At 31.5% G+C, this 20,991-nt stretch carries 19 protein-coding genes; 3 read left to right on the top strand and 16 right to left on the bottom strand.

Translation table 11 applies throughout. The features are described from left to right. Positions 1 to 313 precede the first annotated feature (313 nt). On the bottom strand, positions 314 to 2,890 hold the full coding sequence (locus tag BQ9840_RS11020) for a KAP family P-loop NTPase fold protein (RefSeq protein WP_159436159.1): 2,577 nt from the start codon (positions 2,888 to 2,890) through the stop codon (positions 314 to 316). A 458-nt stretch (positions 2,891 to 3,348) separates the two neighbouring features. Between BQ9840_RS11020 and BQ9840_RS11015 the strand changes: the two genes are divergently transcribed. Next, entirely contained in the window at positions 3,349 to 4,326 is a 978-nt protein-coding gene (locus BQ9840_RS11015) for a DNA cytosine methyltransferase (RefSeq protein ID WP_077369835.1), read from the top strand. Positions 4,327 to 4,329: 3 nt separating this feature from the next. Then, the gene (locus BQ9840_RS11010; protein ID WP_077369834.1) at positions 4,330 to 5,100 is read left to right on the top strand and encodes a hypothetical protein; all 771 of its coding nucleotides are present in this window, start codon (positions 4,330 to 4,332) and stop codon (positions 5,098 to 5,100) included. Positions 5,101 to 5,217: 117 nt separating this feature from the next. Here BQ9840_RS11010 and BQ9840_RS11005 read toward each other — a convergent pair whose 3' ends face one another. The 7 genes from BQ9840_RS11005 to BQ9840_RS10975 form a co-directional block, all read right to left on the bottom strand. Continuing rightward, positions 5,218 to 6,228: a DNA cytosine methyltransferase gene (locus BQ9840_RS11005; RefSeq protein WP_077369833.1), complete on the bottom strand. Its 1,011-nt coding sequence runs from the start codon at positions 6,226 to 6,228 to the stop codon at positions 5,218 to 5,220. 57 nt (positions 6,229 to 6,285) lie between these two features. Beyond that, positions 6,286 to 6,645 carry a plasmid mobilization protein gene (gene mobC, locus BQ9840_RS11000; protein ID WP_077369832.1) on the bottom strand — a complete coding sequence of 120 codons (360 nt, stop codon included), beginning with the start codon at positions 6,643 to 6,645 and terminating at the stop codon, positions 6,286 to 6,288. Positions 6,646 to 7,074: 429 nt separating this feature from the next. Beyond that, a complete protein-coding gene (locus tag BQ9840_RS10995) occupies positions 7,075 to 8,529 on the bottom strand; it encodes a VapE domain-containing protein (RefSeq protein WP_369800227.1) in 1,455 nt (484 codons plus the stop codon). Beyond that, positions 8,516 to 9,457 (bottom strand): hypothetical protein, encoded by a 942-nt coding sequence (locus tag BQ9840_RS10990; protein ID WP_077369831.1) that lies wholly within the window; start codon positions 9,455 to 9,457, stop codon positions 8,516 to 8,518. Before BQ9840_RS10990 ends, BQ9840_RS10995 begins: the two co-directional genes overlap by 14 nt. Before the next feature lie 95 nt (positions 9,458 to 9,552). Continuing rightward, positions 9,553 to 9,873 carry a plasmid mobilization protein gene (locus tag BQ9840_RS10985; RefSeq protein WP_234978650.1) on the bottom strand — a complete coding sequence of 107 codons (321 nt, stop codon included), beginning with the start codon at positions 9,871 to 9,873 and terminating at the stop codon, positions 9,553 to 9,555. Further along, a complete protein-coding gene (locus BQ9840_RS10980) occupies positions 9,866 to 10,987 on the bottom strand; it encodes a tyrosine-type recombinase/integrase (RefSeq protein ID WP_077369829.1) in 1,122 nt (373 codons plus the stop codon). Before BQ9840_RS10980 ends, BQ9840_RS10985 begins: the two co-directional genes overlap by 8 nt. Positions 10,988 to 10,989: 2 nt before the next feature. Then, positions 10,990 to 11,178 carry a hypothetical protein gene (locus tag BQ9840_RS10975; RefSeq protein WP_077369828.1) on the bottom strand — a complete coding sequence of 63 codons (189 nt, stop codon included), beginning with the start codon at positions 11,176 to 11,178 and terminating at the stop codon, positions 10,990 to 10,992. A gap of 276 nt (positions 11,179 to 11,454) precedes the next feature. Here BQ9840_RS10975 and BQ9840_RS10970 point away from each other — a divergent pair, with 276 nt between their 5' ends. Then, positions 11,455 to 11,883 carry a helix-turn-helix domain-containing protein gene (locus tag BQ9840_RS10970; protein ID WP_077369827.1) on the top strand — a complete coding sequence of 143 codons (429 nt, stop codon included), beginning with the start codon at positions 11,455 to 11,457 and terminating at the stop codon, positions 11,881 to 11,883. A gap of 70 nt (positions 11,884 to 11,953) precedes the next feature. Here BQ9840_RS10970 and BQ9840_RS12615 read toward each other — a convergent pair whose 3' ends face one another. The 8 genes from BQ9840_RS12615 to uvrA all read right to left on the bottom strand — a co-directional run bounded on the left by BQ9840_RS12615 (position 11,954) and on the right by uvrA (position 20,988). Next, positions 11,954 to 12,196, bottom strand: a complete 243-nt coding sequence (locus BQ9840_RS12615; RefSeq protein WP_077369826.1) for a hypothetical protein — start codon at positions 12,194 to 12,196, stop codon at positions 11,954 to 11,956. A gap of 69 nt (positions 12,197 to 12,265) precedes the next feature. Further along, positions 12,266 to 13,804 carry a glutamine-hydrolyzing GMP synthase gene (gene guaA / locus BQ9840_RS10960; protein ID WP_143254337.1) on the bottom strand — a complete coding sequence of 513 codons (1,539 nt, stop codon included), beginning with the start codon at positions 13,802 to 13,804 and terminating at the stop codon, positions 12,266 to 12,268. Beyond that, the gene (gene guaB, locus BQ9840_RS10955; RefSeq protein WP_077369824.1) at positions 13,805 to 15,256 is read right to left on the bottom strand and encodes an IMP dehydrogenase; all 1,452 of its coding nucleotides are present in this window, start codon (positions 15,254 to 15,256) and stop codon (positions 13,805 to 13,807) included. Positions 15,257 to 15,450: 194 nt separating this feature from the next. Then, on the bottom strand, positions 15,451 to 15,684 hold the full coding sequence (locus BQ9840_RS10950) for a thioredoxin family protein (protein WP_077369823.1): 234 nt from the start codon (positions 15,682 to 15,684) through the stop codon (positions 15,451 to 15,453). Positions 15,685 to 15,699: 15 nt separating this feature from the next. Next, entirely contained in the window at positions 15,700 to 16,632 is a 933-nt protein-coding gene (locus BQ9840_RS10945) for a CobW family GTP-binding protein (protein WP_077369822.1), read from the bottom strand. A 15-nt stretch (positions 16,633 to 16,647) separates the two neighbouring features. After that, positions 16,648 to 17,652 carry a permease gene (locus BQ9840_RS10940; protein ID WP_077369821.1) on the bottom strand — a complete coding sequence of 335 codons (1,005 nt, stop codon included), beginning with the start codon at positions 17,650 to 17,652 and terminating at the stop codon, positions 16,648 to 16,650. A 22-nt stretch (positions 17,653 to 17,674) separates the two neighbouring features. Continuing rightward, a complete protein-coding gene (locus BQ9840_RS10935) occupies positions 17,675 to 18,016 on the bottom strand; it encodes an ArsR/SmtB family transcription factor (protein WP_077369820.1) in 342 nt (113 codons plus the stop codon). A 152-nt stretch (positions 18,017 to 18,168) separates the two neighbouring features. After that, positions 18,169 to 20,988 (bottom strand): excinuclease ABC subunit UvrA, encoded by a 2,820-nt coding sequence (gene uvrA, locus BQ9840_RS10930; RefSeq protein WP_077369819.1) that lies wholly within the window; start codon positions 20,986 to 20,988, stop codon positions 18,169 to 18,171. Positions 20,989 to 20,991: the final 3 nt, after the last annotated feature.

Genomic DNA, 20,991 nt, shown 5'->3' with positions numbered 1-20,991 from the left:
GAAAATATTCCTAACTCCTGAACCTAGTTCATCACTCCACGCCGTAGGTTGCGAACTTATAGCTCCCTTTGGTCGCTATAAGTCTCGCCAACCCTGACAGGGGTAACACCATCAATTTCATCTGCGTTTACACTTGATGAAATTGGGTGTTACTCCCACTCTTTATTTTATATTATCAAGTATATGGTAAAGCTTTTAATTTAGGCATTATTTAACAGTTCATTTATGTTCTATTCATCTGATTTGGATACATTTATAATTTATTTTACCCGTTCCAGTCCCAGTTCCGGTCAACTATTTACATAAATAAATCTTATAATGTTAACTTCTTTTCTTCGCTTATTGCTATTCCTGCGTCTCCCCATATATCCTTAATATCTTCATCATAAGCTTTGTATACTTCTAATACAAATTTCTCATCACTCGTTTTCGCTTCTACTCTTTTCAAAATTAAATCCACATCAGCTTTACTAGTGAAAGCTTCTAAACTTTCTTTACTAATAGAATATGTATAACCTCCTGTTCCAACAGATATATTTATCATATCATTCAAGAACCTAAATATATTTGCTTCGCATATAATTACCTTAATATAACTCTTAATTTTGTCTTGTTCTTCTTTATATGCATGATATATGCCCCATATGTTTTTTGGCATATAATTGATATCCTCATACAAATTTATATTATTTTTCAATATATCTTCTGCCATTTTTTTGATAGTTTCTTCCAATAATTCTTTTCTACCATTAATATTAATGTTTTCTTTATCACTGCTGAACCAATATGACACATCTTGTAAAAATCTCAATCTACTATACTCTTTCATGATAGATTCTAAAAAATTCACATATTCATGGTTTGAAATTTTATTTAATAAGGCGTGGATAATTACTGCCACCCTACTTCTGGCACTTAAAGCCATAAATTCTCGCGAATCATCTATAACCTCAACATTATTAAAAAGTATCTTTACAAAATCATATATATTTTCTTGCTCAAAATCATCCACGTATAATTGCACTCTCTCAAAAATTTCTTTGTGATATGAATAATGAACTGAGCTTAATATCTCTTCTAATAATATATTCTTGTTTATTAATGGTTGCTGCTTATTAATTTTATTAATAAAGTTTTCTACTATACTTCCTATTTCTGTATAAGCATTGCTTGTCTCGGTGAAATATAAATCAAAATATTTTGCACTAGATATTCTTCTTAGTTTAGATATAATTATGTAATCTGGATCTTTTGATATGATGTTCCCAGTATATACTAAGTCCTGACTGTTATTATACTTATTTACATATGGAAATATTTCCCCTAATATCTCTCTATAATTTTCATTGTCTGAATTCCTAAATAAATCCTCCAAAAAGGCTTTTCCTTCAGAATTGAATTTTTCTCTATTATAAATAACTTTGTAAACTTGGTGGTCATACATTTGATCATGAGATATAAAATATTCTTTATTATCATGTATGGCCTTATATAAAGGGAAATTGAACATTTTTATATATTCCATTATTAATAAATCCTTTTTATATAAAAAATGTCTAGTCTTAAAGCTAAGATTAACTGCTGAATTTATAAATCTTTTAAAATCTCTTACATCTAATCTTTTATTAGAGATAAATCTAATAAAGGAATTATAATCACTTAAATTTTCTTCACTCTCACCATACATAGCTAGTAACTTTTTCAAAGAAGTTGCATATAGATTCGATAAAACAGATTTATCTATTTCTGGAATACGAATTTGTAAATTTATAATTTTCTTTAAGTATTCATAGTCTATACTGAAGTCCCTTTTGAATATTTCTCTGACCCTTTTATCATCAAAAGATAATACATAAGTTATTCTTTCAAAATCTAAAATGCTGCCAACTAGTTTAAACAATAAAATTACATTTTCTTTTTCTGCTCTATCTATATTATCAACAAAAAATACAAATTTTTTCCTGCTAAATTTTAAATAATTATTGATCTTAGATTTCATATTAACAGCACTATTTTCAAAGAAAACAGATTTTATTAAACTACTCTTGTTTGTTCCTAAAACCAGTTCAGATAGGTCTTCTGCTATTTTATCTGTAAATAAACTACTGTATTTAAAACCAGACTTTTGAAGAATTAAATTAAACATATTTAATAGTAAAGTATTCTCATCCCCATAAATCCATGGATCAAATTCATCTATTACAACAACGTCTTTATTATCTTGAAGAATCATTCTTTTTACATTTTTTATTATTGTAGTCTTACCACTGCCCCATTCTCCTTCTAAACTAATCACAAATTTGCCATCTGGATTAGTTGATATAATAGCATCATATAGATAATTTATTATCTTACCCCTATTTAGCAAGTCATAGTCGACATCCTTTTCATCTAATAAGATGGGCTTTCCCTCTAACACTCCAATATTCCCGTCATACAAATCTTTTAGATCCACTATGTTTGACGTATATTCTTTTGATTGCTTTTTAGCTATATTATATTTGTAATTACGAATAGCCCCAATAATCAGAATTAATACTAAGGAGACTCCCAATATAATAAATTTATATAGATATAGCTCATCCATTAAATAAATCAAAGTTGTATATATCAATATGCTAAATAATTTAACACAAATTATAGCATCTATACGATTAATTGATTGTATTTTGAACATATCTAAAAGACCATTCTCTATTACAGTTAATCCAATTAATATTACAATAGCTATTGACATCAAGAGAATCACAGGGAAATCATATTTAGTTATTAGTTTTGTTGGAATATCCAAGATGTCTAAAATAAGTAAACTAAATGATATAACAACAGATATTTTGATTTGTTTTATGATAGAATAATTTTTATTTACTTCACAAAAATAGTTTTTCATAGTGCCTCCTATCCACATATATCTTATAAAAACTGCTTTTATTACTCTCTGCAGTTTTCTAACCTTATTATTTGATTTAATTAACGATAATCCCTTAGAACAGCTTATCACACTTTTTATTTTGCTTATTACTATATTTAAAGTTATAGTTCTATAATATATAAAAATCCAGCTTAAGACAAGTTTTCTATTTGCATAATTTATTAGCTCCAGTTTTGTAATCGTGGTGTTTTCTTAATATTTTAGTAACAAATGTTATTATATAAATTAAAATTGACAGCTATATTATTTTAATTATCAATAAAGGTTTCTGCCGTAAATAATTCTCAGATCCAAATAAATATTAATATACTTGTTTTAATAAATTTTATTTTACCATAGATAAACAAGTATGCTCTGGAATTTAAAATTATTGGCTGATATAATAAAAAGTAATATATCCTAGGGAGGTGAATTGTTTGGAATTGAAAACGTTTTTTGACTTTTGTTCTGGTATCGGAGGAGGAAGACTGGGGTTAGAAAATTGTGGCCTTGAATGTGTAGGATCATCTGATACTAGTAGGCTTGCAAATATTACTTATGATCTTTTGTTTCCAAACAAAAATGATAAAAATTATGGTGATTTAAAAAAATTCGATCCTAAAGTATCACCTAAATTTGACCTGCTAATAGCTGGATTCCCATGTCAAAGTTTTTCAGTTATAGGAAGACAAGCAGGAACTAAAGATCCTAGAGGTCAAATTATTTATTACCTAATGAATATTTTGGAAAAAGCTGAGCCTCTGGTATTCATTTTAGAAAATGTAAAAGGTCTTATAAGTCACGATGGTGGTAAAACATTTAAAGAAATAATAGTGTCATTATCAGAAATTGGATATTCAGTATTTTATAAGATTCTCAATAGCATTGACTATGGAGTACCACATATGAGACAAAGGGTTTTTATAGTTGGTTTTCGTAAAGACTTGGATATTGGTTCTCAAGATTTTTCTTGGCCTGTCCCTAAGGCAAGAGTAAATATATCAGATTTCTTATTTCCTGAGGATAATGAGATGAGTCCTGATGATAAAAGATGGTTCTATTACAAGTATCTTAATAACGAAAAAAACAAAGGAAAATTTGATATCAATAATATTTTAAACCAAGATAATTTAATTGTAGACACTAGAATGTCAGATTTAAGACTCTATATTAATAGAATGCCAACTTTAAGGGCACATAGAGATGGGATTTACTATGTTAAAAATAAAAAGGTGTATTATTTGACAGGTGCGGAGGCATTATTATTTCAAGGATTTAACCACGAACATGTATCCCGTGTTAAAAACAAAGTAACTAATAGGCATTTACTGATGCAAGCAGGTAATGCAATGACAGCAAATGTTGTTGAAGAAATAGGAAGGTCCATATTAAAAACACTCTCAGGAGGTAAATAGTAAATGGAAAATTGGAGAAAATTTGAATTGGAATGCGTGGACTATTTAAATAAAACCTACGGAAATTACTTCAGTCACTTAGGATTCAGTGACTCGACCACAAGTGATATAGAATACAAAAAGGATGAAAAGTCTTTTTATATTGAAGCAAAGATGCCCTCAGCACAAAGTGGACAATTTGTTTTATTACCGGATTCTGATAAAAAGGAGTTTGTATTCTCACCAAGAAATAAAAGTAAAATTGATGAAAATGTTCAGTTTATTATAGACCACATGAACAAAAACTTTTCTAAATATGAAAATGCTGGAACTAGGGGAGAGGAAATATATCTTCCACAAGATCTTTTTAGCAATTGGATTATTAGTAATTATAAGAATCAAGGTGTAGAATTTTTTATAACAAAAGAGAAAGACTTCATAATATTCCCTATTGAACAGTACAGCCAATACTTTAAAATAAATTGCAATTTTAGAGTTAAAAAAAGTGGATCAAGCAATGTTCCTAAAAGTCGCCAAAATGATGTTCTCAATCAATTGAGTAACATGAATATAGAATTTGTTCTGTTAGATAACTTCATGATTAAATCAACTCAGTCAATTAATAACATAAGATTTTCTATAGCAGACTCCGATTATATGATTAGAAAATATGATGATGATACTTACAGAATTAGAAAGCTATCAAATACAAATAACCCCAATGTTATTTTTAGTATTAAATTAATTAAAGATCAAGATAAATTTGATTTAGAAAAATTTAAATCAAGATTGTAATAAATCCCCCCTAAATCATTATATAGATTTAGGGGGTAAAAGTTTAAGCACTATATATTATTAGACTAAGTCTATCTTCTAGGCTTTCCAAATATATTAGATAATTTTCTTATTGGTTTAAATAATAGCTAATTGCTTAATACCACTATATTCACAATTTAAAGCTTCTCCTATTTGTTCTGTAATAAGCTGCAAAACATCTACTACTACAGAATTTCCTAATTGTTTATAAGCTTGGTTTTTATTGGGGTGCAATTTATAAGTATCAGGGAAACCCATAAGTCTTGCACATTCACGAGGATGTAGTCTTCTAGTCTTACCATCAATTAGATATCCACCAGTTTTAGAAAATATACCTCCACCATATGCAGATAATGTTATAGCAATACCTTTAGGGGAGTAAATTCTTTCTCCTTGACCACCTTTTCCAACACTACCTACACGAATTGTAGAATTAGAATTTCTGGTAGTTTTTGCCTTATCGTTTAGAACTAAATCATCCCTTTCAATAATATACTCTAAAACTTCTTCATTTGGTAGTAAGAAGTCCTCTACATATCTTTCTAATTTGATGGGTTTAGGAAATATAAAAGTTTCTCTTTTGACATCCTCCCTAAAACAAACCATATAAATACGTTCTCTTTTTTGAGGCACCCCATAATGAATAGGATTTAGTACTTCGTAATCAAAACTGTATCCTAGTTCTTGCATAGTTTCTTTTACTACTCTTAATGTATTACCCCCATCATGAGTAGCAAAATTTTTCACATTCTCTAAAAATACAACCATAGGTTTTTTTTCTTTTACTATTCTAGCAACATCAAAAAATAAAGTACCCCTGCTATCTTCAAATCCTTTTTGTTTTCCACTAATAGAAAATGCTTGACAAGGAAAGCCAGCACATAAAATATCATGATTTGGAATATTCTTCTCATCTACCTGTGTTATATCTCCATCAGGTATTTCATTAAAATTCAAGTTATAAGTTTCCTGAGCATATTTATCCCATTCGTTAGAATAAACACATTGTGCACCAAAAGATTCAAGGGCAAGTCTAAACCCACCTATTCCTGCAAACAAATCTATAAATGTATATCCTTTTAGTGTTTTTTTATTTATATCAAGCATAATTGCCTCCTTTTTTAAAATACACCTCTAAATAATTATATCAAACTTCTTGTCTTTTTACACCTGCAAGGAGTTGCTACTATATTTTCTCACCAAGATATTTTGTATCTTCATTATCTCTTTCGATATATTATCATTTTCCTTTTTTAAATCCTCAATATCTTCCCTGTAAATTATTCCTGTAGTGTTTACTCTTTTAGCTATCTGATTTAAGTTGCTAGAATTCTTTCCTATAAGAGTTTGTATCCTTCTAAATTCATTCATATCAATTACAAATATAGGAGCCTCCATAACGCATTTCCTTATAAAGTGGCCCATTGATTTTGATTTGGACAGTTCTAATTTTTTCTTAAAAATTTCTTTTTCTTCCTTGGTTAACTTGATTTCAATCCTTTCATTCCTATATCTATTAGTCATATTATTCTCCTTTACTTTTATATTTTCAACTGGGTCTTAGGGGTTACCCCTAAATCCTTCTGATAAGAACAAGTAGAAAATTGAATAGGATAAAGCGAACCTTAAGGTCAGCTTTATTCTATTTTCTCGTAAGTGTCCGTACACTTACTGTGCTTGCTACTAAAGTTTTAATAGGCACAGGGGAGTGTAACTGTAACCTAGGATTTCAAAAGTCCTCAAATAAGGCAAGTCTTTTTTTATAAAACCTCACTAAGCCTTGATATTACTAGGATTCAATTTCTATCAGACTAATTCTAATAGTTTTAAAAGTACAGTTACAAGTTACAAGGTTACAGACTGTTTCTAGCCAATCACTATCGCTCTTGGGAAACAGGTTGCATTAGACCTACTAAAGCTCATTTCATTCGCTAAGTTAGGTCTTAAACACAGTTATAATTTATCTATAATATCTTCATTACTACCTGTGCCCATTATTATTTGTTCGGACTGCCACTCTTTTGGTGTATCAACATTATCTACTTCTACAAAATCTTCTTTTATACTTTCCTTTCTCTCATAATAAAGCTTTACAGGTATAGATACTCCACTAGGAGAAATCCTTTTAGTCTTTGATGATCTGATAGCCTTCCATTCTGGAAAGTAGTTGTCCATTATTTCAGAGAAGGATTTTGATTTTATTTGATAGCCTTGCATGGCCAATTCCTTGAAGCAAACTAGGTTAGGCTCTTGACTTCCTGGCTTATACTCTTCTAGAAAATACCTAATATCTTCCACATCTGGATTGAGGTATTTAAATTTTTCTTGCTCCTGATAAAAATCTTTTAGCAATTCTTTCGGTAAGGTCCAGGAGTGTTTCTTTTCTTTATAAAGTTTATATCCATAGGCCAAGGCCTGGTTGAAATCTTCTCTAATGGAATCCAAATAATCTTTTTCTGATTGATTTCCTTGATAATCCTTGTCAGGGTAAATAGCCTTTTTTCTTTTTTCCTTAAAACATTCTATTGGTAGATACCTTCTCTCGCCAGTATGGTCATTTAAAAAAGTTCTTTCATTCAAAGTACCAATTAAAATACAAGTCCTAGGAACATCCGTTGAGAATTTTTCATAGGGGATTCTTATTCTATCGCTTAATTTAGATAAAAATGATTTTGCTTCATTAGCTGATTTTGCATTTCTTAAGGCTACAAATTCTTCAATTTCTACTACAGTCTTTCCCATTAAGTTCATAACAGCATCCTTACCTTGAATATTTTCAATGGTACAAAACCAATCATCTCTTATAGCCAAATATCTAGCAAAAGTAGACTTTCCTATTCCTTGTCCACCTACTAAGACCATCATTTCATCAAACTTGGCTCCTGGTTCAAAGACTCTTTTAATCAAACCTAAAATCATATGCTCCATAATCCAAGAATTAAGTTCTGTATCTTCAGCTCCTAGATAAGTTGGTAGGAGTTTAGCTATGGCATTTCTATCTCCCTTCCAAGTAAGATTTTTTAGATATTGTTCTGGTGGACTTATTTCATATTGATTAGCAACAAAGCGAACTGCATCCCACATTTTATTAGCATTGTAATTAAGTCCAAAATGCTTTTCTATTTCAAGTCCTAGCCTGTTATTTAATGAGTCATCCCATAGTCTAATTTGATTTGGTTTTATACTTTTTTCCCCTATGATCTTACCTTGGAATTTAATTTCATTGGTAAATTTATCATAGAAGATTTGTCCTTCATATATCTTCTTAGCCTTACAATATTTTGGGTTAAGGAGTACTGTGACAATATTTCCTGTAATCTGCTTTACGTTACCTTTTACTGTTTTCTGTAAATCAATTAAAGAGTAGGACTGGTCTATTTCAGGAAAAGCTAGTTTAAACTCTTTCATAGGCCCTAATCCTTGTCTTATATTCAAAATGCCCGCTCCAGTCAAAGGCTACAAAATTCCCAAGGCCTAAGACCTTATCTATGGTCTTTTCTAAATAGTCAAGATACTTTCTATCATCGCTTCTCTTTTGACCGCTTCCTAGACGGTTTAAAGGGGTCATTAAAAATAGGTCTTTCATTAAGTTAGGATTTCCATCTGTATAGTTTCTAGCAAGTAGTAGAAAGGTAAAGTCATCTCTGCTATGGTCACCTGTTAGGCTAGCTCCTGAGATAAGCATACTTGCCTTGCTATTGGTTCTTTCCATGGTGGTTAGTATTTCATCTAGGCTTAGGTCATCAAGTCTAGAAAACTTGTTTAAAGGCTCATACTTGTATTCTCTAATTTGTTTTAAGGTGGATTCTTTCTCCTGTGTCCATTTCTTGTAAAGCTTATTTAATTCATCTTCTTTATCTAAAAGTTTATTACTTCTAGGAAAGAAGGAGCCATCTCCAATATTTCCTGTAAGAGCTATATATCTATTTTTCTTGTATATCTCAATTCCCTGACTTGATAGATTTAGGTTGTCTGGTATTGTTCCCTTTGCAAAAATATGGATTCCCTTGCCTGATTGAGATAATTCCATATAAGTTCCTGCAAAGTTCTCTACAACTTCTTTGGCCATAGGAGTTAGCTTTCCATCTTGAATTGCATGGTCTAAGTCTATACAGATAATCCTATCTTCCTCCACTAAAACAAAACCTAGAGGTTCATTCATAGTCTTAGCTTCATTGAAAGCTATCCATCGTTCTGGATGATTCCACTCGTTAGCTTTTCCATCAATTAGGGAAAAAGGAAGTTTGGCTACTTTACCATTTAATTCTTCCTTTCTCCAACCTACAAATCTTTTTAATTTTTTCATTTCTTCTGGTATATATTTATATTTTTCCATTCATTTTACCTCCTTATGCTATTCAAAACAGACCCCACATGGTAAAATGAATTTGGTAGAAACATTCCATATGGGGTGTGCCTTTAGCCTTTGTGCTAAAGGCTTTTTTCTTTTTTGATTTCATAGTAAATCTCTATTAAAAACCTTAAAATCTCTTGGTCTTCCTCTTTTAATCTTCCATATTTCTTTACAACTTTTGCTAGTCTAAATATTTCTAGAGCAAATTTATCTTCAAGTCTATAATCAGCCTTAATAGACACAGGAGGCGATGTTAATGAACTTATAATATAATCTTGCTTAGTAAGGCCACTTATTTCTACTTTTCTATCTAATAACTCAGCTTCTTCCCCTGTTGCTCTAAAAGAAATTATCTTATTTCTCTTTCTTTTAACTTGTTTTTTTATTTCCTTACTCATCTTCATCCTCCAATAATTTTTCCCATTCATCATCTAAGTTGCTTTTTCTTATAATAGATAGGGAGTTAGCCATATCATTTTGTTTGCTTGGGAATAAGTGGGCATATCTATAGGTTATATCAATAGATTCATGTCCTAATCTATCTGCTATAGCTATTGCCGAATAACCTAATTCAATTAATAAAGATACGTGGGAATGTCTTAGATCATGAACTCTAATTCTCTTAACTCCAGCTTTTTTGCTTCCCCTAGTCATTTCATGGTGCAGGTAGGACTTGGTAATTGGAAATAATAATTGATCCTCCTTTAGCTTGTATATTCCAGCCATATATTTTTCCATTTCTTCTGCCAAAAAGTCTGGCATAACAACAGTCCTAATACTCTTCTTTGTCTTTGGCTCTGTAATTGTATTTTCACCATCAATTCTTTGTAAAGATTGATTTATCCTTATAGTATTATTGGTAAGATTAAATTTTTCCTTTGTTAAGGCCAGTAATTCACCTGTTCTTAGTCCACACCAATACAAAATTTGAAAAGCGTGGAAAGATAAAGGTTTGTCTTTAACTTCCTCTATAAATTTGTCATACTCTTTTTCAGTCCAGAACTTCATCTCAGAAGCTTCCTTTTCTCCAATAGATCCAACATCCCTTGCTACATTAGATTTTAGATTATAATATTTACAAGCATGATTTAGGACACTACTTAATTGAGCATGTATTGTTCTTAAGTAGGTCTGGGAATATTTTTTGCCTTTTTCATCTTCCTCTTTCATTAATATATTTTGCCATTTAACTATTGTCATTTTAGTAATTTTATTAACTTGAAGATCTCCTATATAGGGAATAACCTTTGTCCTTATTATTTGTTCCTTAGTTCTCCAAGTGTTTTCTCTTAATCTTGGTCGCATATCTTTTTCATACACCTTAAAAAACCCATTAAATGTCATATCAAGATTTCCAGCTTGCTCTCTTAAAAAATCTTCTTCCCATTTTAGAGCTTCTTTTTTTGTTTTAAATCCTCTCTTCTTTTTATTAATCTTTTCACCACGCCAATTACTATAGGTGAATTTAGCAAACCAGGTGCCATTTCCACTTTCATCTCTATAAGCTCCCACTACTAGGCCTCCTTTCTTACTTGGTAACAATACTTGTCCAAGAAATATTGTCTATTAATTTTGCCTCTTTGAACTCTATAGCCTAGTTCAACTAGTTCTTGATTCATTTCATTTATTATTTGATAGGCTGTAGTTCTGCTAACTTCTAAAAAATCCTGAACTTCTTTTGCGTTCATAAAAATCTTATTCATTTTTTTCTTCCCCCTTGTGTTTTTATTTATAAGCTTCTCATCAATGAATAAATGACGAGCATCAATTTGGTTGCCTTATAATTAAATAGCACAATTTCGTGCTATTTAATTATATATTATCAGCACGCTTCCGTGTTGTCAAGTTTTATTTATTATAATTAAAATTTATTTCTTGTATTACAATGGGTTTGCTTGATTTTGTAATAGTTCACTTTTGTTGCTATTGATGATGTTTTATGATAGAATAAATAAAAATACTTTTTAAAGGAGTTCCAAATGATTTCAGGTGAAAAGCTAAAAAAGTTAAGATTACTTAGAGAATTGACACAGAAGGAATTAGCTATAAAATCAGGACTTACAGATTCTGCTATAAGGAATTATGAATTGGGTTATCGTTCGCCTAATAAGGATCAATTAATAAAAATAGCCCAAGTTTTAGACTGTGATGTATCTGCCTTAATTGACCATACTCCTATTTCTAATTTTGAATTTATGCAAATACTTTTTGATTATGAGGAAGAGTTAAAAATCAGACCCCTAGTAGAAGATTCTACAATAGGGCTGCTTTCCCATGATATGAATTTAAATGATTTTCTAACTGAATGGGATGAAATTAGAAAAAAACACTATAACGGAGAAATTACAGATGAAGAATTTGAGGATTGGAAGCTCTCATATCCTAAGAAGTCTAGACTGGAAAAATAATTATTAAACTATAAACATATAAGCTCATTTTAAACTGGTGGAAATCGACTAGTTTATAAATAATTCAATACTAAGCATATAATCCAATTTTAACCCCATCGAATTCGATAGGTTTAAAGTGCTTCATAAGCAAATTCATAACCCAAGTTTTAAACGTGTCGAATTCGATGCCTTTAGAAATCTGTTTAGATTTCAAAAATAAATATACATACAAAAACACCATAGATTCTTTTAATAAGATTTCTATGGTGTTTCTACTTGTAATCCACTTGATATTATTTCTTGAGTTATTCCAAAAAACTTTTTTACCCAATTTCGTTCCAGTCGAGAACTTTAATCCTCTACAAATATTGGTTTTATCAGCTTTCTTGTTTATTTTTTACTACTCCCACTCAATCGTTGCTGGGGGTTTGCTTGTTATATCGTATACTACTCTGTTTACATTATCTACTTCATTTACTATTCTGTTTGAAATCTTTTCTAGTACGTCTAGGGGTATCTTAGCCCAATCTGCTGTCATACCGTCTATGCTTGTTACTGCTCTAAGCCCTACTGTATAGGAATAGGTTCTTTCATCTCCCATTACTCCTACACTTCTTATATTAGGTAACATTGCGAAGTACTGCCAGATTTCTTTGTCTAAACCTGCTTTTTTGATTTCATCTCTAAAAATATAATCTGCTTCTCTTACAATTTTAAGCTTATCTTCAGTTACTTCTCCAAGAACTCTAATAGCCAATCCTGGCCCTGGGAATGGTTGCCTATCTACTACATCACTAGAAAGTCCTAGTTTTCTTCCTACTTCTCTTACTTCATCTTTAAACAATTGTCTAAGAGGCTCTACTAATGTAAAGTTTACATCCTCAGGAAGTCCACCTACATTGTGATGACTCTTGATAACAGATGATTTACCAGTACCACTTTCAACTACATCAGGGTATATAGTACCTTGAACAAGATAATCTATTCCTGTCAATTTTCCTTGTTCTTCTTCAAATACCCTTATGAATTCTTCACCAATAATCTTTCTCTTTCTTTCTGGTTCAGTAACTCCAGATAATTTATTTAAGAATCTTTCTCTAGCATCTACTGCTATAAGATTCATATGGAATTCTTCTCTAAATAGTTTTACAACTTCTTCTGCTTCATTTTTTCTAAGTAAACCATGATCTACAAAAACACAGACTAAATTGTCTCCTATAGCTTCATGGACTAATACTGCTGCTACAGATGAATCTACTCCACCTGAAAGAGCACATATAGCTTTTCCGTCTCCAATTTCATTTTTGATTTTATCTATGGATTTTTTAATGAAATCTTCCATAGTCCAATCAGGTGAACATCCACATATTTCATATAGGAAGTTCTTTAGTATTTCTCTTCCACCTTGTGTATGTTCTACTTCTGGATGAAATTGAACTCCATACAATTTATCTTCTACATTTTCCATAGCTGCCACTGGGCATAGTGGAGTACTTCCAACTATACTAAAACTATTTGGAGCCTTTTCAATAAAATCTGTATGACTCATCCAAGTAGTTATCTCATCTTCTAATCCTTTGAATAATAAGCTAGAGTTATTAACATATACTTGTGTTTTTCCATATTCTCTTGTAGAAGCTCTAGATACCTTCCCACCTAGAGTTTCAGCCATAAGTTGGCTGCCATAGCATATTCCCAATACTGGAACTCCTAGTTTAAATACTCCCGCATCACATTTTGGAGAGTCTTCTCCATAAACACTGGCAGGACCTCCAGAAAGAATTATTCCTTCTGGATTCTTTTCCTTTATCTTTTTAATAGGATAATCATAAGGAACAATTTCACAATAAACTTTTGATTCCCTTACTCTTCTTCCTATAAGTTGACTGTATTGACCGCCGAAATCTATTACTAAAATCAAGGCAAAACCTCCCTTTATCTATCTAACGCTATAGTTTGGAGCTTCTTTTGTTATATGAATATCATGAGGATGGTTTTCTATAAGTCCTGCCCCACTTATCTTCACAAATCTAGCTTTTTGGTTTAATTCTACTAAGGTTTTAGCACCTACATAGCCCATTCCTGATCTCAATCCACCCATTAATTGATATACTACATCTCCTAGTGGTCCTCTATAAGGAACTCTTCCTTCTACTCCTTCAGGAACTAATTTCTTAGTATCTTCTTGGAAATATCTATCTTTACTGCCTGCTTGCATTGCTGACAAAGATCCCATACCTCTATATACTTTAAATCTTCTTCCTTCATAAAGTTCTTCTTCTCCTGGACTTTCACTAGTTCCAGCAAATAGTGAACCAATCATAACTACATTAGCTCCTACTGCAAGAGCCTTTGTTATATCTCCAGAATACTTAATGCCACCATCTGCAATAATAGGTATTTCATATTCCTTAGCTACTTCTACACAGTTAAGTATTGCTGTGATTTGAGGTACACCAATACCTGTTACTACCCTAGTAGTACAAATTGAACCAGGTCCTATACCTACTTTTACTGCATCAGCTCCAGCTTTGATTAAATCAAGTGTAGCTTCACCAGTTGCAACATTACCAGCTATTACTTGAAGATCTGGATATTCTGTTTTTATTCTCTTAACTGCTTTTATTACTCCTTGAGAATGTCCATGAGCTGTATCTACAACTATTACATCTACTTTTGCTTTAACTAGTGCAGCAACTCTTTCCATCATATCTTCAGTAACTCCAACAGCTGCACCTGCAAGAAGTCTTCCTGAGCTGTCCTTTGCTGAATTTGGATATTGAATAGATTTTTCTATGTCTTTAATGGTAATGAGACCTGAAAGCATATAATTTTCATCTATTAATGGAAGTTTTTCAATCTTGTGTTCCTTCATTATTTCTAATGCTTCATCCATAGAAATATCTTGAGTAGCTGTTACTAAATTATCTTTTGTCATAACATCATTTATCTTTTTAGATGTATCTTTTTCAAATCTAATATCCCTATTAGTTATAATACCTACAAGCTTTCCATCTCTATTTGTAATAGGTACTCCTGAAATATGATATCTCTCCATAAGTTCAAGAGCATCTGAAACAATGTGATCTGGGGACAAATAAAATGGATCTGTTATAATTCCATGTTCAGACCTTTTTACTTTATCAACTTCCAAAGCTTGTTCTTCAATAGTCATATTTTTATGGATTATCCCTATTCCACCTTCTCTAGCCACAGCAATAGCCATTCTAGCTTCAGTTACCGTATCCATCCCAGCACTCATAAGTGGTATGTTTAATTTTATCTTTTTTGTTAAATGTGTATATGTTTTTACTTCCTTGGGTAATACTTCAGACTTACATGGCAATAATAGAACATCATCAAAAGTCAAACCTTCTCCGACAAATTCCAAGGTAAACTCCTCCTTTTATTTTTATCTATTCTATAGTATACCACACACGAACAGACATTATTTTTCTTTTTAACTTAACAAATATTTACTACTATGTCAAGAGCAATTTGAAAAACAAGAATATTAAATTAGAACATGGGACGATTCTGTATCAGGATCGCCCCATGTAATGGTTTTTAAGGAAAATACTTATATTAACCCTTAATTAATTCTTTAATTTCCTTTGTATCTAATACTCTACCAACAGTTTTAACCTTTTCATCAATTACTAACGCAGGAGTGCTCATAACTCCATATTTCATAATTCCTGGCAAGTCTTTTACCTTTTCAATTGTTGCTTCAATTCCCAATTCATCTATAGCAGCCTTCACATTTGTCTCCAACTTGCTACATTTAGAGCATCCAGTCCCCAATATTTTTATTATCATATTTCCACTCTCCTTTTATCTTAATTTCATTTCCTCTTTAAATATACTGTTCCAAGCATTAAATATCGGTCTTATTATTTGTGGACCAATCTTAGATATTATAACTAATTGAGATATTTCTTCATTTTTATCAGTTGGTTTGTAGTCAATAATATTTCCAACTACATCAACTTGATTCCACCCATCTTCCAACTTGAAAAATCCCTTTATTCTATAACTGTCTTTTTTGATTTCATTGATAAATCTTGATAGTTCATCTTTATTTACTTCTCCTTCAAATGTCAAAGTAAGTGTTTTGGGTTTTGTCTCTGGAGTGTTGGTTGTATCTTCATTTTCTACCCATTGGTTTTTCATTAAATCTTCTTCTAAAAATTTGTAATTAAGCTTTCCAAAAGCTGTTGTCTCAATATTAACTTTATTATTAATCTTTCTAATTACCTCAATTATTTTAGTCAGTGTTTCCTCATCTATCAAATCAACTTTGCTAATTACAGCCAAATGGCAATGTTTGATTTGCCTTTCTACTGTTTCTAAATCTTTTACTTGTTCTAAAAAGTTTACTCCATCAACTAAACATATGGCCCCTTTGTACTCATATACATCCCCTTTAACAGATTTTACTCCATCTAGAATATCTCCAATATTTGAAGGATCTGCTAATCCAGAGCTTTCAACAAAAAGATACTTTAGATTCTTATCTGCCAACTCCACCATTGCCTGTGCAAAATTTAGTTTCAAGCAAGAGCAAAATATTGAACCTCTGTTTATCTCTACTAGCTCCATACCTTCCTTCTTAATAATATCCCCATCAATCCCTATCTTCCCAAATTCGTTCATTATAACTCCAACACTTTCCCCAGAAAGATCATTTAGGATATTAGTTAGTAATGTAGTTTTTCCTGCACCTAAAAAACCTGTTAATAAATATAGATCTGTTTTTTCACTCATTTTTTTCACCTCATCCTATATAAAAATATATGAATATAGATTAAATGAATAACCTATTATGATTATTCCAATAGTCACTATAATTATAAATAACGCCAACAATTTTGATTTAATAACTTTGCTTAACATTATCATTGATGGTAGTGAAAGAGTAGTTACTCCCATCATAAAGGATAATACCGTTCCTAAGCCCACTCCTTTGCCTACTAAAGCTTCTGCTATAGGAAGAGTACCAAATATATCAGCATATATTGGAATCCCAATAAAGGTTGCTAAAAACACTGCAAATGGATTATCTCCACCTACTACTTTTTCAATAACTGTTTGTGGAATCCAATTGTGAATTGCTGCTCCAATTCCTACTCCAAGTAATATATAAATCCAAACTCTATGGACTATGTCTTTTACTTGACCTTTTGCAAACTTCACTCTATCTTTTTTAGTTAACTCTTCTATTTCTACATCTCCAGCCTGTATTCCCCATACATAATCTTCAACATATTTATTCATATTTAATTTGTCTATAATAGTGCCTCCTACAACTGCAAGTATAAGTCCTACAATTACATAGGCAACTGCAATCTTTACTCCAAAGAAGGATACTAATAGTAAGAATGAGGCTAAATCTACAAGGGGAGATGATATTAGAAAAGAAAATGTAACTCCTAATGGAAGCCCTGCAGAGGTAAAACCTATAAAAAGTGGTATGCTAGAACAACTGCAAAATGGAGTAATAGTACCAAGTAATGCTCCCAATAAATTCCCCTTTACGCCCTTAACTCTACCTAAAATCTTTTTAGTTCTCTCTGGTGGAAAATAGCTTTGTATATAGGAGATCATAAATATTAGTACAGATAATAGGATGAATATTTTAATAGTGTCATATATGAAAAAGTGAACACTTCCACCTACTTTTGTATCTATGGACATTTTAAAAACATTTTCAACTAATAGCCTTACCAGTTCCCAAAGCCAGTTCATCTTTAATAATTGATCATTTAAAAATCGAAAAACTGCCATAGTCATTCTCCTTCCAATTATATTATTTCCCACAGTTTTCTAAATAGGTATCAATATTATTGAGCTTTCCAATATCAGATTTTAATATTGGATAGTCATCTATATTTTCAACTATTTCTTTTATTATTTCACTAAAGATATCTTCTTCTAAACTCAAATAATAATAGATAAATTGCCCTTGCCTTTCATCTTTTACAAATCCCATATCCCTAAGCTTTGCCAAATGCTTAGATACATTGGGTTGAGATATGTCTGTTACTCCACATATTTGGCAAACACAAAGTTTCCCGTGGTAAAGAAGCACAATTATTCTCAAACGAGTGTCATCTGATAGTACTTTGAAAAAATTAATTAATTTATCCATTTGTAACACCCCCTCACTTTAATATAGTATATGCCTATATACGTATATATTCTTATGGTTATATAATATTCTTATTTATTAACATTGTCAACACAAAAAAGGCTTCCTTCGAAATATTTTAAGGAAGCCTTTTTTGCGTCAGAATACCTGACTCACTTTAAGACATTTTTTAAGAATTGGCCTGTATAGGAGGATTTCACTTTTGCTACCTCCTCAGGAGTTCCTGTGGCTACTATGGTTCCACCTTCATCTCCACCTTCAGGGCCCAAATCTATAATATGATCTGCTGTCTTTATCACATCTAAATTGTGCTCTATTACAACTACTGTATTTCCTCCTTCTACTAGCTTATCTAATACTTTTATAAGCTTATGGATATCATCCATATGAAGACCAGTTGTTGGCTCATCTAATATATACAATGTCTTTCCTGTACTTCTTTTACTCAACTCAGTAGCTAGTTTAATCCTCTGAGCTTCTCCACCAGAAAGTTGAGTGGAAGGTTGCCCAAGTTTTATATATCCTAGCCCTACATCATTTAATGTCTGTATCTTTCTCTTAATCCTTGGTATGTTTTCAAAGAATTCTAATGCTTCTTCTACAGTCATATCCAGTACATCGGAGATTGTTTTTCCCTTATACTTTACTTGTAAAGTTTCTCTATTGTATCTCTTTCCTTTACACACTTCACAAGGAACATACACATCAGGTAAAAAGTGCATCTCTATTTTTATTATTCCATCGCCATTACAAGCTTCACATCTTCCACCTTTTACATTGAAACTAAATCTTCCCTTATTGTAACCTCTCATCTTTGCCTCTGGAGTCATGGCAAATACATCTCTTATATAGTCAAACACTCCTGTATAAGTTGCAGGATTAGATCTAGGTGTTCTTCCTATAGGAGATTGGTCTATTTCAATTACCTTATCCAGATTTTCAAGTCCCTTTATCTCCACATGTTTACCTGGCTTTATCTTGACCCTATTTAACTTTTGAGCCAAACTCTTATACAATATTTCATTTATCAAACTACTTTTCCCAGAACCAGATACTCCAGTAATACATGTGAAAACACCTAATGGAATTTCTACATCTATATTTTTTAAATTGTTTTCCTTAGCTCCCATTATCTTTATGGATTTACCATTAGAACTTCTTCTTTCATCAGGAATTTTGATTTGCTTTCTACCTGATAGGTATTGACCTGTTATAGACTCTTTACTGTTCTTTATATCTTCTAGATCTCCTTTGGCTACAACATATCCTCCATGAAGTCCTGCACCTGGTCCTATATCTACAATATAATCTGCACAATACATGGTATCCTCATCATGTTCTACAACTATAAGGGTATTTCCCAAATCCGTAAGGTTTCTCAAAGTCTTAAGAAGCATAGCATTGTCCCTTTGATGAAGTCCAATACTAGGTTCATCTAGCACATACACAACTCCTACGAGACTAGAGCCTATTTGAGTAGCCAATCTTATCCTTTGAGATTCTCCCCCTGAAAGAGAACCAGCACTTCTTGAAAGAGTTAAATAATTTAGTCCAACATCTTGTAAAAAATTAAGTCTCTCTATTATCTCTTTTAAAACTTGTTCACCTATAATCCTTTGTCTTTCTGTTAAATCTAGATTTTTGAAAAATTTTAACGATTCCTTTATAGAAAGATCTGTTACCTCTGCTATATTTAAACCATTTATCTTCACTGCTAATACTTCTTCTTTAAGCCTTTTCCCGTGACAATGAGGACAAGGGTTTTCTATCATGAAACCATCTATTCTCTCCCTCATAAAATCAGAATTGGTTTCCCTATATCTTCTCTCAAGATTTGGTATTATCCCTTCAAAAGTTCCCTTGTAGGACCTAGAACCATTGAAATGGCTTTCAAATTTAAACTCAATTATCCTATTTGTCCCATATAAAAGCTCATCCATAAATTCCTTTGGTGCTTCTTTTAAAGGCTTATCCATACCAAATTTATGATACTCCCCAAGTGTCTTAAAAATCTGATAATAGTAGGTATCCTCTCCTGAATTACTATATGGAGCAAGTCCCCCATCATCAATACTTAAACTTGGATTTGGTATTATCATTTCTTTATCTATTTCCTTATAGTATCCTATTCCATTACAAGTTGGACACATTCCAAAGGGACTGTTGAAAGAAAACATTCTTGGAGAAAGTTCCTCTATAACAACACCACAATCAGGACAAGCTAACTTTTGACTAAAAAGTATCTCTTCTCCATCAATAATATCTATAATAACTAATCCATCAGCAAGCTTTAAAGCTGTTTCAATAGAATCAGCTAATCTTCCCTCTATTCCTTCCTTTACAATCAATCTATCTACTACAACTTCTATATTATGCTTTTTGTTTTTCTCTAATGTTATATCATCAGTAACTTCATGGGTTTCACCATCTACTACTACCCTAATAAAGCCATCCTTTTTTATAGATTCTAATACTTTTTGATGTTCACCCTTTTTCCCTCTCACAATTGGTGCTAAAACTTGAATTCTACTTCTCTCTTCAAATTCCATAACCCTATCTACCATTTGGTCTACAGTTTGGCTAGATATCTCCTTACCGCATTTATAACAATAGGGTGTTCCTATTCTAGCAAATAAAAGTCTTAAATAATCATAAATCTCAGTAACAGTTCCTACTGTTGACCTAGGGTTTTTACTAGTTGTCTTTTGATCAATGGATATAGATGGTGACAGTCCCTCTATATAATCTAAATCTGGCTTCTCCATTTGCCCTAAAAACTGCCTTGCATAAGCAGAAAGACTTTCTACATATCTACGCTGTCCTTCTGCATATATGGTATCAAAAGCTAAAGAAGATTTTCCCGAACCACTTAAACCTGTAAATACTATAAATTTATTTCTAGGGAGCTCCAAATCTACATTCTTAAGATTATGTTCCCTTGCACCTTTGATGATAATTTTATCTTTTGACATTTT

Source organism: Anaerosalibacter sp. Marseille-P3206 (assembly GCF_900155565.1).
In the GTDB taxonomy this organism is placed as follows: domain Bacteria; phylum Bacillota; class Clostridia; order Tissierellales; family Sporanaerobacteraceae; genus FUHM01.
The sequence above is the reverse complement of the archived record's forward strand: the minus strand, read 5'-3'. Positions and strand labels throughout refer to the sequence as shown.